Below are 14,007 nucleotides of genomic sequence, written 5' to 3'. Positions count from 1 at the left end.
ACACAAGGCCAATCGATGCCGACTAACGGACAAAACGGCCTGCCACGCCGAATTCCTGCCCTGACCCGCCTGCCACGCCCGCTCTACGCCCGTGCCGAGAGCCTGAGCGCCGGTTCCTGGACGCCACGCCACACTCATGAGTGGATTCAGTTTTCCTACGCCATCAGTGGCGTGCTCGGTGTGCACACCGCCGAGGGCAGTTTTTTTGCCCCACCGCAGTGGGGTGTATGGATTCCGGCCGGCATGGAGCACGAAGTGGTGACCTCCATGCGCGCCGAAATGCGCAGCCTGTACGTGCGTCGCGAAGACGCGCTGTGGGCAGGCCCGCGCTGCCGGGTGCTGGAAGTCACGCCCCTGGCCCGTGAGTTGATCAAAGGCTTCTGCCAGTTGCCGGTCGACTACCCGGAAGGTGACACCGCCGAGGCACGCCTGGCCCAGGTGCTGCTGGACCAGTTGGCTAGCCTGCCGGAGGTGGGGTTCTCATTGCCCTTGCCGCGCCATCCGCGACTGCTGTCGTTGTGCAACGAACTGATCGAAAACCCCGAACAGGCCGTGACCCTCAGCGATTGGGCCAGCCGAATGGGCACTTCGGAAAAGACCTTGATGCGCCTGTTCCAGCGCGAGACCGGCCTGAGCTTCCGTGGCTGGCGCCAGCGCATGCGGCTGCTCTCATCCCTCGATCATCTGGAGCAGGGGCGCAGCGTGACCACGGCGGCGCTGTCCTGCGGCTACGACTCCACTTCAGCGTTCATCGCGGCCTTCAAAAGCCTGTTCGGGATTACCCCTGGGGAATTGTTCCGGTAGGCAATTGCCATGTTTCCCACAATGCATAGCTAAAGCGCTGGCTCTCAATCGGGATCTTTCATGCAGCCCGTGACGGTCGCGTCCTAAATGCAAGCGCTGCACACCTCCGTAGTTTGTCTTGGCCAACGGCAATCACAACTAAGGAAGGTTGAACATGAGCAAGCATTTCTCCATCGCACTGCTGGCCACCAGCGTGGCTGTCCTCAGCCACACCGCGCAGGCCGAGCAGGCGTCATCTGCCTACTACCCGGGCGAACGCGCCATTCTGGCGGCCGCCAGTGCCGGCACGCAGGCCTGGTACGGCGAGCTGTCGGGTATCCGCGGGCGCTTCGATGAGTTGCGCAACCAGGGTGGCCAAGAGGGGGTATGGGTGCGCACCCTCAACAGCAAATCGCGCTATTCGCCCACTAGCGGAGCTGACTTCACCCAGCGCCAGGGTGGCTTCACGGTGGGTATCGATGCAAGCCTGAGCGACGAGGCGCGGGTAGGGTTGATGGGCGGTTACAGCCGGTCCAACCTCAGCATCAAAGGCAGCGACAGCGCCTACCTGTCCAGTTACTACCTGGGGGCGTACGGCACCTGGATGAATGAGGAAGGGTATTACCTGGATGGCTTGGTCAAGGCCAACCAACTGCGCAACGACCTCAAGTCGAGCTTCCGCGAGTACCGCATCAAGGGGCAGTACCGCAACCTGGCGCTCGGCGCGTCGGTAGAGGGTGGCAAGGTGATCACGCTGGATGACGGCTGGTACCTGAAACCGTTCGGGCAGCTGTCGGCAGTGGCCGTGCAGGGTAAGGATCATGAGCTGAACTACGGTCTGGATGCCCATTCCGAGAGCAATCATTCCATGCTGGGCAAGGCTGGGTTGCAGGTGGGGCGCAACCTGATGACGGCGGATGGCGGCGCCCTGCAGCCTTATGCCCGGGTGGCGTACGCCCGTGAGTTTGCCGACACCAACGAAGTCTACGTAGCCGACCGTTACTACACCAACGACATGGCGGGCGGTCGCTATGAATATGGCGTGGGCGTGGCGGCGCAGGTGTCGGAGCGGGTGCAGCTCAATGCCGATGTCGAATACGCCAAGGGGAAGCGAGTCGAGCAGCCATATGGCCTGAACGTCGGCCTGCGCTACGCGTTCTGACAAGGCGTCTGCGATACCTGTAGCCGCTGCCGCCAGGCTTTGCTGGCACCTGAGTACGCTGGAGATGTTCAGCGTGGACAAGGGCCAGCGCAGCCTGGCGGCAGCGGCTACAGTGCTATATGCCAATCAGGTGCGGAAGCGCCGCACCAACGCATCCAGCTCATTGGACAGCCCCGCCAGGCTCTGCGAATCCGTGCGGGCGGTATTGGCCAACTCCGCCACCAACTGCGCATCGCCATGAATCTGGCTGATGTGCCGATTGATGTCCTCGGCCACCTGATGCTGCTCTTCGGCCGCCGTGGCGATCTGGGTGTTCATGTCGCGAATCACATCCACCGACTCGCGAATCTGCCCGAAGCTGGCCCGCGCCTGCCCGATGCGCTCCACTGACTGTTGCGACACTTCCAGGCTGGCGTGCATCTGCTGCGCCACCTGACTGGTGCGTTGCGCCAGGTTGCCCAGCAGGCCATCGATCTCGGCGGTGGAGTCCGCGGTGCGTTTGGCCAGCGCCCGCACCTCGTCTGCCACCACGGCAAAACCGCGACCCTGCTCGCCAGCCCGTGCAGCCTCGATGGCGGCGTTGAGGGCCAGCAGGTTGGTCTGCTCGGCGATGGAGCGGATAGTGCCCAGGATCGACTGGATATCGTTACTGTCGCGTTCAAGCTGGGCAATTGACTGCGCCGACTGCTCGATCTCCTGGCTCAGGCGATCGACACTGTTCACCGCTGCATCGATCTGCTGCTGGCCTTCGCGGGCCTGGCGCTGGCCGCTGTCGGCCGAGTCCGCGGCCTGGCTGCACGAGCGGGCCACTTCGTTGGCGGTGGCAACCATTTCATGGAAGGCCGTGGACACCATGTCCACCGCTTCGCGCTGGCGGCCAGCGGCATCGGCCATGTTGGCCGACACTTGGGTGGACTGGCTGGAGCTGGCGAGGATCTTGTTCGCCGCGCCGCCGATGTGCTGGATCAGGCTGCGAATGGCACCCAGGAACTGGTTGAACCAGTTGGCCAGCTGCGCCGTTTCGTCGTTGCCGCGGATGCTCAGGTTCTGGGTCAGGTCGCCTTCACCCTGGGCGATGCCCTCCAGGCCGCTGGCTACGCTGCGGATTGGCCGCACGATGACGGTGGCGAAGCTGGCGCCCACCACGGCGAAGATGATTGCCAGTACCGCGGCAATGCCAGCGATCAGCCAGGTCAGCTGGGTGGCGCCGCTCATCACCTCGCTCTGCTTGATCAGGCCTACGAAAGTCCATCCCAGTTGCTCGGAGGGCCAGACGTTGGCCATGTAGCGCTCGCCATTGATCTGCACTTCCACCAGGCCTTTGCCGGCGGTGGCCAGCTGCGCGTAGCCCTCGCCCAGGCTACCCAGGGCCTTGAAGTTGTGTTCGGGCTGTTTGGGGTCGACCAGTACGGTGCCGTCGCGCTCCATCAGCATCAGGTAACCGCTTTCGCCCAGCTTGATCTGTTTGACGATCTCGGTCAGGCCCTTAAGTGATACGTCGATGTTGACCACGCCGCCCTGGCTGCCCAGTTCATTGGCCACGGCGCGCACGGTGCTGACCAGCACGGCGTCGTCACCGGCCCAGTAGTAGGCCGAGGTGCGCACGGTTTTGCCGGGGTTGGCCATGGCGGTCTTGTACCAGGGGCGCTGGCGCGGGTCGTAGCTGGCCATTTTCGGGTCGCCGGGCCAGAAGGCGTAGCCGCCGTTGCTGGTGCCGTACGACACGTAGGAATAGTTGGGGTGGCTGGCGGCCAGGCTGGCGAAGAAGTCGAACAGTTGCTTGTCCTTCTCGCCCATGGGAATGCTCGGGGCGTCGGCGCCCATGTAGCTCTTGATACTGGCATCGGCGCCCTTGACCAGCGGGTGCGCGGCCAGGAAGTCGACGTTCTGGCTGATGCCATCGAAGAACAGCTGCATGGCATTGGCCACCTGGCGGATCTCGCGGCTGCTGCCATCGACGAAGTTGGATCTGGCATCGCTGCGCAGATTGAGGATGACCAGGGTTGCCACCAGGATGATCGGCAGACACGCGATCACCGCAAAGGCCCAGGTCAGTTTCTGTTTGATGTTCATCCGCGCTCCAGAATCTTTTTTATATAAAAGGGGCAGTTCATCGAAAACAAAAGGCAGTGCGCAGGCGTGGTTTTTTTGGAGGCCTGCGCTGGTAGTGTCGGCTGGTATACCAAAAAATTGAGCTGAATTTTTCGGGGCAGAAGGGTCAAACGGTTCAGTGGCAAAAGTTGCTTACAGAGCTTGGCATTGCCTTTGCTCGGGAAAAGTCGGCATTGTGGCGCCACTGTGAGAGGATGGCCGCCGAACCATTGCATTCCCGCGTGTTTGGTTACAAAGGACCCACAATAAAAGCTGATGAAGACTCCAAAACGCATTGAACCCCTGATCGAGGACGGTCTGGTCGACGAGGTGCTGCGCCCACTGATGAGTGGCAAAGAGGCAGCGGTCTATGTGGTGCGCTGTGGTAAAGAGCTGCGCTGCGCCAAGGTCTACAAGGAGGCGAACAAACGAAGTTTTCGTCAGGCGGCCGAATACCAGGAAGGCCGCAAGGTGCGTAACAGCCGTCAGGCCCGCGCCATGGCCAAGGGGTCCAAGTTCGGGCGCAAAGAGGCCGAGGAAGCGTGGCAGAACGCCGAAGTGGCGGCCCTGTTTCGGTTGGCCAGTGCTGGCGTGCGGGTACCCAAGCCGTTCGACTTCCTGGAAGGCGTGCTGCTGATGGAACTGGTGTCCGACGAATATGGGGACGCGGCGCCGCGCCTCAACGACGTCGAACTGGACGCCGACCAGGCGCGCGAGTACCACGAGTTTCTGATTCGCCAGATCGTGCTGATGCTCTGCACCGGCCTGGTGCATGGTGACCTGTCGGAGTTCAACGTGCTGCTGGGGCCTGATGGCCCGGTGATCATCGACTTGCCACAGGCGGTGGATGCGGCGGGCAACAACCACGCGTTCAGCATGCTGGAGCGTGATGTGGGCAACATGGCCAGCTACTTCGGCCGCTTTGCCCCTGAATTGCGCGACACGCGCTACGCCCGTGAAATGTGGGCGCTGTACGAAGAGGGCAAGCTGCACCCCGAAAGCGTGCTGACTGGTCAGTTCGCCGACGACGACAGCGTGGCGGATGTGAACAGCGTAATGCGCGAAATCGAAGCTGCGCGCATCGACGAAGCCCGCCGCCAGGCCGCGCGCGCCGCCGACGACGCCCCGCCGTCCAAAGCCGAAGAGCCGCCACCCCCGTGGCTGCAGTAAACCTGTAGCCGCAGCCAAAGGCTGCGCTAGCCCTTACCCACGCTCGAGATCTTCAGCGAACTCAGGGGCCAGCGCAGCCTGGCGGCAGCGGCTACAAGTGCTCGTAGCCGCTGCCGAAGGCTGCGCTGGCCCTTGTTCATGCTGGAGATCTTCAGTGAACTCAGGGGCCAGCGCAGCCTGGCGGCAGCGGCTACAAGTGCTCGTAGCCGCTGCCGAAGGCTGCGCTGGCCCTTGTTCATGCTGGAGATCTTCAGTGAACTCAGGGGCCAGCGCAGCCTGGCGGCAGCGGCTACAAGTGCACGTAGCCGCTGCCGAAGGCTGCGCTGGCCCTTGTTCATGCTGGAGACCTTCAGTGAACTCAGGGGCCAGCGCAGCCTGGCATCAGTGGCAGCAGCCGCCGCCCGAGGCCAGGTCTGCCAGGATCGGGCAGTCGGGGCGGTCGTTGCCCTGGCAGTGCGACGCCAGGTTCTGCAGGGTGTCGCGCAGGCCGGTCAGTTCGGCGATGCGCCGGTTCAGGTCGTCGATATGCCGATGGGCCAGGGCCTTCACGTCGGCGCTGGCGCGGCCACGGTCCTGCCACAGGGTTAGCAGTTGTGCCACTTCCTCCAGGGAAAACCCCAAATCCCGCGAGCGTTTGATGAACGCCAGCGTGTGCAGGTCATCGTCCTGATATAACCGGTAGCCGCTGTCCGTGCGCAGCGCCGGCTTGAGCAGGCCAATGGATTCGTAATAGCGGATCATCTTGGCGCTCAACCCGCTTTGGCGGGCTGCCTGGCCGATGTTCATGTTCATGGTGTCATTCCTTCCCATTCAGCCCGCCGGGCTTCCAGGTCTTGAGCAGCAGGGCATTGCTGACCACGCTGACGCTCGACAGCGCCATGGCCGCGCCGGCCAGTACCGGGTTGAGCAGGCCGAACGCGGCCAGCGGTATGCCGATCAGGTTATACACAAACGCCCAAAACAGGTTCTGGCGAATTTTGGCGTAGGTCTTGCGGCTGATCTCCAGCGCGGCGGGCACCAGCCGGGGATCGCCGCGCATCAGGGTGATACCGGCTGCCTGCATGGCCACGTCGGTGCCGCCGCCCATGGCGATGCCGACATCGGCGGCGGCCAGGGCCGGGGCGTCGTTGATACCATCACCCACCATGGCCACCACGCCGTCGGCCTTCAGGCGCAGCACAGCGGCGGCCTTGTCGGCGGGCATCACCTGGGCATGCACATCGTTGATCCCCAGCGCCCGGGCGACGACCTGGGCACTGCCCTGATTGTCACCGGTCAGCAGATGACAGCTGATGTGGCGTTCCTGCAACTGCGTCACCGCTTCCAGGGCGCCAGGCTTGAGGCTGTCGCCGAAGGCCAGCAGGCCCAGTACACGAGGCTCCTCACCCTGCTCGATAAGCCAGGAAAGGGTGCGCCCTTCGACTTCCCATGCCTGTGCCTCGCCCTGCAAGCCATCGCTGCCCAGTGCTTGCAGCAGGTGCCGATTGCCCAGCGCCAAGGCATGCCCCTGTACGGTGCCGCTGATGCCCTGGCCGGGCAGTGCGCGGGCGTCCGACGGCGATTCCAGCGCCAGCCCTCGCTCGGCGCAGGCGCTCAGCACAGCCTTGGCCAACGGATGCTCGCTGGCTTTCTGCAGGCTGCCGGCCCAGGCCAGCAACCTGTCTTCACTGATCCCCACGGCCTGCCAGTGCACCAGCGTCGGGGCACCGGTGGTCAGTGTGCCGGTCTTGTCGAACACCACGCGGTTGACCGCATGGGCACGCTCCAGCGCTTCGGCGTCCTTGATCAGAATACCGTGGCGGGCGGCCACGCCGGTGCCGGCCATGATTGCCGCCGGTGTCGCCAGGCCCAGCGCGCAGGGGCAGGCGATCACCAGCACGGCCACAGCGTTGATGATCGCCTGTTCCAGCGGCGCACCGTGCAGCCACCAGCCCACCAGCGTCAGCAAAGCCAGCACCAGCACGGCCGGGACGAACACCTGGCTGACCCGATCGACCAGTTTCTGGATCGGCGCCTTGGCCGCCTGGGCGTCCTCCACCAGCCGGATGATCTTCGCCAGCGTGCCTTCACGCCCCAGTGCCTGGGCCTGGACCAGCAGGCGGCCTTCGCCATTGATGGCGCCGCCAATCACCTTGTCTCCCGGCTGCTTGGCAACTGGCAGGCTTTCGCCGCTGATCAGGGATTCGTCGGCATGGCTGCGACCTTCCAGCACCTGGCCATCGACGGCAAAGCGCTCGCCTGGCCGCACCACCACTTGGTCACCCAGGCGTAATTGATCAATGGCCACATCCTGCTCCACGCCGTCACGCAGGCGCACCGCCCGCTCAGGGCGCAGTTGCTCCAGGGCGCGGATGGCGCTGGCAGTCTGGCGTTTGGCGCGGCTTTCCAGGTATTTGCCCAGCAGCACCAGGGCAATGACCACCGCCGAGGCCTCGAAATACAGGTGCGGCATGCCGCCTGCAGGTGTGCGGGCCCATTCATACAGGCTCAGTCCGTAACCGGCGCTGGTGCCCAGGGCCACCAGCAAATCCATGTTGCCGGCCCGGGCACGCACCGCCTTGAAGGCAGCAATGTAGAAGCGGGCGCCCAGAATGAATTGCACCGGCGTGGCCAGCGCCCACTGCAGCCAGGGCGCGAGCATCCAGTTGAGCCCGAAAGGCTGCACCAGCATGGGAGCGATCAGCGGCAGGGCCAGCAACAGCGCCGCCACCAGGGCCAGGCGCTCACGCAGCAGCGCAGGGGCGGGGTCGATGGGCGGCGCATCGGGCAGGCTGGCGTTATAGCCGGCCTTTTCCACGGCGGCCACCAACTGCGCCGGGTCCATGGCCTGGGTCAGTTCCACATGGGCACGCTCATTGGCCAGGTTGACGCTGGCCAGGCGCACGCCCTCGACTTTATTGAGGGCGCGCTCCACCCGGCCGGCGCAACTGGCGCATGTCATGCCGCTGATGGGCAATTCGAGGGTCAGGGTATCGGACATCCGGGGTCCTCCTTGGCAGAGGACCCTAGAATCAACCTTGCCACCTTGGCAAGGTCAAGTGTCGGCTCAGTACTGATCCGCGGGGGCGTTCTTCAGGTACAGCCCGTTGGGGCCATTGGCGATGCGGTACTTTTGCACCGCACCGGCACGCAGTTCGATGGCCGTGGCATTGGGAGCGGGCAGGCCGGGCGCGCAGCCCGGGGCCTGGCCAGGCTCCTGCATCAGGCGTACCACCACCTTGCCCGGCGGCAGGTTGAACGACACCTCCTGCTCCTGAAACAGGCGGCCCACCTTGTTGTCGCCGATATAGATGCCCAGCTCGCACGGCGTGCCGACTTCCAGGCGTTCACGGGAAATGATCAGGACACTGTAGTCCTGGATGCTCTCGGCCTGGGCCCAGAGCGACAGGGTCATCAAACCCAGGATGGCCGTCAGGCGGGAAAGGGACCTGCGCATGGCGCGTTGCTCCTGCTATGTGGATCGTCGATCACCCAGCTTGGCGGACCCGAGCATTAATTTCCAGCCCGGCAGGTTGCGCCAGAACTTGACCTTGTCATGATGGCAAGGTTGAAGCTATACCTTCATCCAGTATCAGGAGGCACCAGCATGCAAGAGTTCAACGTACAAGGCATGACCTGCGGGCACTGCGTGCGGGCCGTGACCCAGGCTGTTCAGGCGCTGGACGCGGCGGCCGTGGTGGAGGTCGATCTGGCCAATTCCAAGGTGCGCGTGCAAAGCCAGCAATCGCCGGCCGCCATTGTCGATGCCATTCAGGAAGAAGGTTACAAAGTCGCCGAGTGACATAGCGTCGCGGCTTTCGCCTTTGGGGATCCTGTGCGGTTAAACTGTCCCGTTGCCTTGTCTGCAACACTTCACTGGATCCTCGATGAACCTCAGAACCATCCTCATTCTCGGCGCGCTCAGCGCTTTCGGCCCGCTGGCCATCGACTTCTACCTACCGGGTTTCCCGGCGATGGCCCAGGCGTTCGGTACCGACGAGCAGCATATCCAGCTGACCCTGGCCGTGTACTTCCTCGGCCTGTCCATTGGCCAGTTGGCCTACGGCCCAATTGCCGACCGCTTTGGCCGCCGCACCCCGCTGTTGGTGGGTGTCAGCCTGTTCACCCTGGCGTCGCTGGCCTGTGCCTTCGCGCCAAACCTGGAATGGCTGATTGCTGCGCGCTTCGTCCAGGCGTTGGGTGGTTGCGCGGGCATGGTGCTGTCGCGGGCCATCGTCAGTGACAAGTGCGATGCCGTGGGCTCGGCCAAGGTGTTCTCGCAACTGATGCTGGTGATGGGCCTGGCGCCGATCCTGGCACCGATGCTGGGCGGCGCCTTGGTCAACACCCTGGGTTGGCAGTGGATCTTCTACCTGCTGACGGCGTTCAGTGCCCTGGCCGGCGCGGCCGTATTTATGGGCCTGCCGGAAAGCATGCCCGCCCACCACCCGCGTCAGCCGCTTAGCGGTGCGCTGGGGCGTTATGTAGGGTTGATCAAGGATCCGCTGTTCATGGGCAACGCCCTGACCGGCGGTATCGCCATGGCCGGCATGTTTGCCTACGTCGCGGGCTCGCCGTTCGTGTTCATCAAGCTTTACGGCGTGCCTGCCGAGCACTATGGCTGGCTGTTCGGCAGCAACGCCGCCGGCTTCATCCTGGTGGCCCAGGTCAACGCGCGGCTGCTGGCCAAGCGTGGTCCGGCCTGGTTGCTGGCGCGCGCGGTGTGGGTGTACCTGGCAGCGGCACTGGCGTTGTTGGGCGTCAGCGCCTTGCACACCACGCAGCTGTGGCCGCTGCTGATCCCGTTGTTCATCTGCATCGCCAGCCTGGGTTGCATCATCCCCAACGCCTCGGCCTGCGCCATGAACGGCCAGGGCGCCCGGGCGGGAAGTGCTTCGGCCCTGCTGGGTTGCCTGCAATTCAGCGTGTCGGCCGGCTCGGCGTCGCTGGTTGGCGCGCTGTATGACGGCAGCGCCATTCCCATGGCCCTGGTGATCAGCGGATGTGGCCTGTTGGCCGTGACGTTGGCGATGCTGACCCTGTGGGTACGACGCGCACGCGCAGCCTAGTTGGCGGCGCGCTGTTGGCGGTAGGGGAGTCTGTGCGGTGCGGCCAGGCGTGATTCCAGGGTCTGGATAAACGCCCGGGCCTCGGCTTCACTGCGGAAGGTCACTACGTGTTGGTCGAGGCGTACCTGCCAATGGCTGCCGTTTTCCCTCGCAAGTTCGGTAAGCGCAATCTTCATGGCGGATGCCTCCGGGGGTCAGAGGCCTCAAGTGTAGATCGGGTTGCTGCTGGATGGGTTGATCCAGAACAACCTTTGGACTGACGGTAGCCACCCACCCCGTGGGAGCGGGTTCTACCCGCGAAACGGCCACCGCATAATACCTGGGGTCACGCGGCGCCCTCTTCGCGGGCAGAGCCCGCTCCCACAGAATAATCTGCGGCGACGGCTCAGAAGCCTTCGAGGACGATCTTGCCGCGGGCCGTTCCGCTTTCCAGCAACGCATGGGCCCGCTTCAGATTGGTCGCATCGATGCGCCCGAAATGCTCGCCCACCGTGGTACGCAATGTTCCGGCATCAACCAGCTCCGCCACTCGATTGAGCAAATGATGCTGTTCAATCATGTCGGCCGTCTCGTACAGCGAGCGGGTGTACATGAACTCCCAATGCAGCGACAGGCTCTTGCGCTTCAGCAGGCCCACGTCCAGCGTCTTGGGGTCGTCGATCAACGCCAGCCGACCCTGGGGCGCCAAGGCCTCCACCAGTTCGGCCAGGTGCTGGTCGGTCTGGGTCAGGCTGGCCACATGGGTGACCGGCCCCAGCCCCAGGCGCTTGAGTTCTGCGCTCAGCGGTTGGCTATGGTCGATGACATGGTGGGCGCCCAGCTCCCGCACCCAGTCCTGGGTCTGCGGCCGCGAGGCGGTGCCGATCACGGTCAGCCCGGTGAGCTGGCGGGCCAGTTGCGTCAGGATCGAACCTACCCCGCCAGCGGCACCGACGATCAGCAGGCTTTGGCCTTCATCGGCCTGGCCTTGCTTGATCTGCAAGCGTTCGAACAGCAGTTCCCAGGCTGTAATGGCGGTCAGCGGCAGTGCGGCCGCGTCGGCAAAGCCCAGGCTGGCCGGCATGCGGCCGACGATACGCTCGTCCACCACGTGCAGTTCACTGTTGCCACCGGCACGGGCAATGGAGCCTGCGTAATACACGCGGTCGCCGGCCTTGAACAGGGTCACGTCGCTGCCTACGGCCTGCACCACGCCAGCCACGTCCCAGCCCAGTACTTTCGGGTTGCCGCCCTCAGGGGCCATGTTCAGGCGCACCTTGGTGTCCACCGGGTTGACCGAGATCGCCTTGACCTCCACCAGCACGTCGCGTGGGCCGGGCTGGGGGGCGGGCAGTTCGATGTCCTGCAGGGCGGCGGGGTCGGTGATGGGCAGCGAGGCGTAATAGGCAATGGCTTTCACGTTTGGGGCTCCAAAGTCAGGTAGCCGCTGCCGCCAGGCTGCGCTGGCCCGTATTACAACCTGGAATCATCGGGTGTACATCAGGGCCAGCGCAGCCTTCGGCAGCGGCTACGGAAGGTATAGGTCATCATTCGCTATTTCCAAGGCAGGTAAAACCGGCTAAAAGCACAGGCTCTTTCAATATTTTTTTGATAATGGCCATGCTGCGATTCGATGATCTGCAACTGTTTGTGCGTGCCGCCGACCTGGGCAGCCTGTCTGCCGCCGCCCGGGTCATGGACCTGTCGCCCGCCGTGGCCAGCGCCGCGCTCAAGCGCATCGAGGCGCAACTGGGCGCGCGGCTGCTGGCCCGCTCCACCCGCAGCCTGCGCCTGACTGCCGAGGGCGAGGGCTTTCTGGACTATGCCCGGTCGGCGCTGGGCAGCCTGGAAGAGGGCCGCCAGGTGTTGGCCCGTGGGCAGGCGCAGATCAGCGGTGTCATCCAGTTGTCGGCGCCCTCGGACTTTGGCCGCAACGTGCTGTTGCCTTGGCTGGACGAGTTCCAACAGCAATACCCCGAGCTGTCGGTGCGCCTGCTGCTGGGCGACCGCATTGCCGACCTGTTCCGTCAGCCCGTGGACCTGGCGTTGCGCTACGGCGAACCCGAAGATTCAAGCCTGGTGGCTTTGCCGGTCAGCCCGGACAATCGCCGCGTGCTGTGCGCCTCGCCTGCCTACTTGTTGGCGCATGGGCGCCCGCAACAGGTGGAGCATCTGGCCCAGCATAATTGCCTGCTGTTCATGCTGGGGGGCCGTGTGCATGATCACTGGCGCTTCGAGGACGGCAAGCGCGAGATCAGCCTGACGGTACGCGGCGATCGCTTCAGCGATGATGCCGATGTGGTGCGCCGCTGGGCCCTGGCCGGGGCTGGCATCGCCTACAAGTCCTGGCTGGATGTGGCGGCCGACGTTCTGGCAGGGCGCCTGGAGGTGTTGATGCCCCACCTGGCGGGCGAACGTACCCCACTCAATTTGCTGTGCGCGCACCGTTCCCAGTTAAGCAAAACCGTCAAATTGTTGCATGAGCGACTACGAAAAGGATGTACTGAACTGTCCGATAGTTGCCGTCGCCTGTAGTTGTCTTCAGACTTCTTTTGCAGGTTTTTTTTACTTTGGTTGTAGGTATTTACTACCTGTGATTAAAGTTACAGTAAGTTTCTCTCGCGGCAAGTCATTGCCGCGACTCGCCTGGCATCTTTTTCAAGGCAAGTTTCGTCTGTTTTATTTCCCTGTCCGCCATTGCTCAGCTTGGCGTACACATCGCCATTACTGGCAACGCGCGGCGTCTTATACCAACTTGTACAAAATCGCACGCTTATAATAGCCAGGCAGCCATTGCCATCGAGAGAGGACAGCCTTGGCCCGGTGCGCCCTCAATCCTTGCATGGGGCAACTTCCACGGGAAATGAAGTGCAGGTGCCTGCGCTTCCTTGACGGGCCCATATCAGGCTTCCACAGCCTCGTTCAGGTTGAACGCGGAATGCTATCCGGCTTTTGGCACTTGTAACCTCTTTCGTTGGAGCTGTTTCAGTGAGCGCTGATCGCAGCGATCAAATAGACGAATGTTTCGACAGGGAGTTATTACATGGAACATGCACCTAGCATTAGCCATATCGCCATGCTGTTGGCAGACCCCAAGCGCAGCGCGATGGTCTGGGCGTTGATCGATGGTTCGGCACGCGCCTCGGAGGACCTGGCAAAGCTTGCCGGCCTGACCCCGTCCTCGGCCAGCGCCCATTTGGCGCGACTGGCCGCAGGGGGGCTTTTGAAGCTTGAATCACGGGGGCGAAAACGCTTTTTCAAGCTGGCCACTCCCCAGGTAGGCACGGCGGTGGAGGCGTTGGCCAGTGTATGCGCCGGGCGCGGCGATATCCCCCAGGGGCTGGCGTTGGCCAGCCTGCCACCGGCTCCGCCATCCATGCGCAAGGCACGGTTGTGCCATGACCATTTAGGTGGCGAACTGGCGGTGGAACTGATGCAGAGGCTGCTGGAGGCGGCCTGGCTGGAGCAGCGTGATCATCGTCTGGAGGTCACGCGCAAGGGCGGCGAGCAACTGGCCCGCAAGGGTATCTACATACAGGCGCTGGCGCGGCATCAGGATCAGGCGGTGGGCAGTTGCTGCGATTGGAGCACCAATAGACCCCACCTGGGCGGGGCGCTGGGGGCCAGCCTGCTGAGGTTGTTCCTGCAGTCCGGCTGGGTGCGCATGAGTGATGAGACCCGGGTGCTGCAGGTCAATCAGGCCGGGCTGAGAGCCATGCGCAATTTTGCCTGCGAGGCGGCCCTGCCTGATGTGATTTAGCGGGTGCAGCCACG

13 protein-coding genes and 1 pseudogene are annotated in these 14,007 nt (G+C 63.7%); 7 read left to right on the top strand and 7 right to left on the bottom strand.

Going from position 1 to position 14,007, the window contains the following annotated elements:
• The first annotated feature begins 15 nt into the window (after window positions 1-15).
• Both ACZ9GA_RS25175 and ACZ9GA_RS25170 read left to right on the top strand, forming a co-directional pair.
• Window positions 16-804, top strand: coding sequence for an AraC family transcriptional regulator (locus ACZ9GA_RS25175; protein WP_457360006.1), 789 nt, complete (start codon window positions 16-18; stop codon window positions 802-804).
• 154 nt (window positions 805-958) lie between these two features.
• Window positions 959-1,945: an autotransporter outer membrane beta-barrel domain-containing protein gene (locus tag ACZ9GA_RS25170; protein ID WP_457360008.1), complete on the top strand. Its 987-nt coding sequence runs from the start codon at window positions 959-961 to the stop codon at window positions 1,943-1,945.
• Window positions 1,946-2,071: 126 nt separating this feature from the next.
• Here the strand turns inward: ACZ9GA_RS25170 and ACZ9GA_RS25165 are convergent, their stop codons facing one another.
• Together ACZ9GA_RS25165 and ACZ9GA_RS25160 are read right to left on the bottom strand one after the other, a co-directional pair.
• Window positions 2,072-2,800 (bottom strand): methyl-accepting chemotaxis protein, encoded by a 729-nt coding sequence (locus ACZ9GA_RS25165; RefSeq protein WP_476227676.1) that lies wholly within the window; start codon window positions 2,798-2,800, stop codon window positions 2,072-2,074.
• A gap of 129 nt (window positions 2,801-2,929) precedes the next feature.
• Window positions 2,930-3,862: pseudogene (locus ACZ9GA_RS25160) on the bottom strand (cache domain-containing protein); the annotation flags it as partial.
• A gap of 450 nt (window positions 3,863-4,312) precedes the next feature.
• On the opposite strand from ACZ9GA_RS25160, the gene ACZ9GA_RS25155 reads away from it, so the two are divergent.
• On the top strand, window positions 4,313-5,206 hold the full coding sequence (locus ACZ9GA_RS25155; protein WP_457360010.1) for a PA4780 family RIO1-like protein kinase: 894 nt from the start codon (window positions 4,313-4,315) through the stop codon (window positions 5,204-5,206).
• A 381-nt stretch (window positions 5,207-5,587) separates the two neighbouring features.
• Here ACZ9GA_RS25155 and cueR read toward each other — a convergent pair whose 3' ends face one another.
• The 3 genes from cueR to ACZ9GA_RS25140 all read right to left on the bottom strand — a co-directional run bounded on the left by cueR (window position 5,588) and on the right by ACZ9GA_RS25140 (window position 8,642).
• On the bottom strand, window positions 5,588-5,992 hold the full coding sequence (gene cueR / locus ACZ9GA_RS25150; protein WP_476227674.1) for a Cu(I)-responsive transcriptional regulator: 405 nt from the start codon (window positions 5,990-5,992) through the stop codon (window positions 5,588-5,590).
• Window positions 5,993-6,002: 10 nt separating this feature from the next.
• Window positions 6,003-8,186 carry a heavy metal translocating P-type ATPase gene (locus tag ACZ9GA_RS25145; protein ID WP_457360012.1) on the bottom strand — a complete coding sequence of 728 codons (2,184 nt, stop codon included), beginning with the start codon at window positions 8,184-8,186 and terminating at the stop codon, window positions 6,003-6,005.
• Window positions 8,187-8,252: 66 nt separating this feature from the next.
• Complete coding sequence (locus tag ACZ9GA_RS25140; RefSeq protein WP_457360013.1) at window positions 8,253-8,642, bottom strand: hypothetical protein; 390 nt, start codon at window positions 8,640-8,642, stop codon at window positions 8,253-8,255.
• 150 nt (window positions 8,643-8,792) lie between these two features.
• Between ACZ9GA_RS25140 and ACZ9GA_RS25135 the strand changes: the two genes are divergently transcribed.
• Window positions 8,793-8,987, top strand: coding sequence for a heavy-metal-associated domain-containing protein (locus ACZ9GA_RS25135; protein ID WP_457360015.1), 195 nt, complete (start codon window positions 8,793-8,795; stop codon window positions 8,985-8,987).
• 85 nt (window positions 8,988-9,072) lie between these two features.
• Entirely contained in the window at window positions 9,073-10,254 is a 1,182-nt protein-coding gene (locus ACZ9GA_RS25130) for a multidrug effflux MFS transporter (protein WP_457360017.1), read from the top strand.
• On the opposite strand, the gene ACZ9GA_RS25125 is transcribed toward ACZ9GA_RS25130, so the two are convergent.
• Both ACZ9GA_RS25125 and ACZ9GA_RS25120 read right to left on the bottom strand, forming a co-directional pair.
• Complete coding sequence (locus ACZ9GA_RS25125; RefSeq protein WP_455924137.1) at window positions 10,251-10,430, bottom strand: hypothetical protein; 180 nt, start codon at window positions 10,428-10,430, stop codon at window positions 10,251-10,253. The two genes, ACZ9GA_RS25130 and ACZ9GA_RS25125, sit on opposite strands and share 4 nt — an antisense overlap.
• Window positions 10,431-10,639: 209 nt before the next feature.
• A complete protein-coding gene (locus ACZ9GA_RS25120; protein WP_457360019.1) occupies window positions 10,640-11,653 on the bottom strand; it encodes a zinc-binding alcohol dehydrogenase family protein in 1,014 nt (337 codons plus the stop codon).
• A 200-nt stretch (window positions 11,654-11,853) separates the two neighbouring features.
• Here ACZ9GA_RS25120 and ACZ9GA_RS25115 point away from each other — a divergent pair, with 200 nt between their 5' ends.
• Both ACZ9GA_RS25115 and ACZ9GA_RS25110 read left to right on the top strand, forming a co-directional pair.
• A complete protein-coding gene (locus tag ACZ9GA_RS25115) occupies window positions 11,854-12,768 on the top strand; it encodes a LysR family transcriptional regulator (protein ID WP_457360021.1) in 915 nt (304 codons plus the stop codon).
• A gap of 508 nt (window positions 12,769-13,276) precedes the next feature.
• Window positions 13,277-13,993: an ArsR/SmtB family transcription factor gene (locus ACZ9GA_RS25110; RefSeq protein ID WP_457360023.1), complete on the top strand. Its 717-nt coding sequence runs from the start codon at window positions 13,277-13,279 to the stop codon at window positions 13,991-13,993.
• Window positions 13,994-14,007: the final 14 nt, after the last annotated feature.

The sequence above is a fragment of the Pseudomonas sp. TE3644 genome, assembly GCF_056278815.1.
This window is presented reverse-complemented; position numbering and strand designations above follow the sequence as displayed.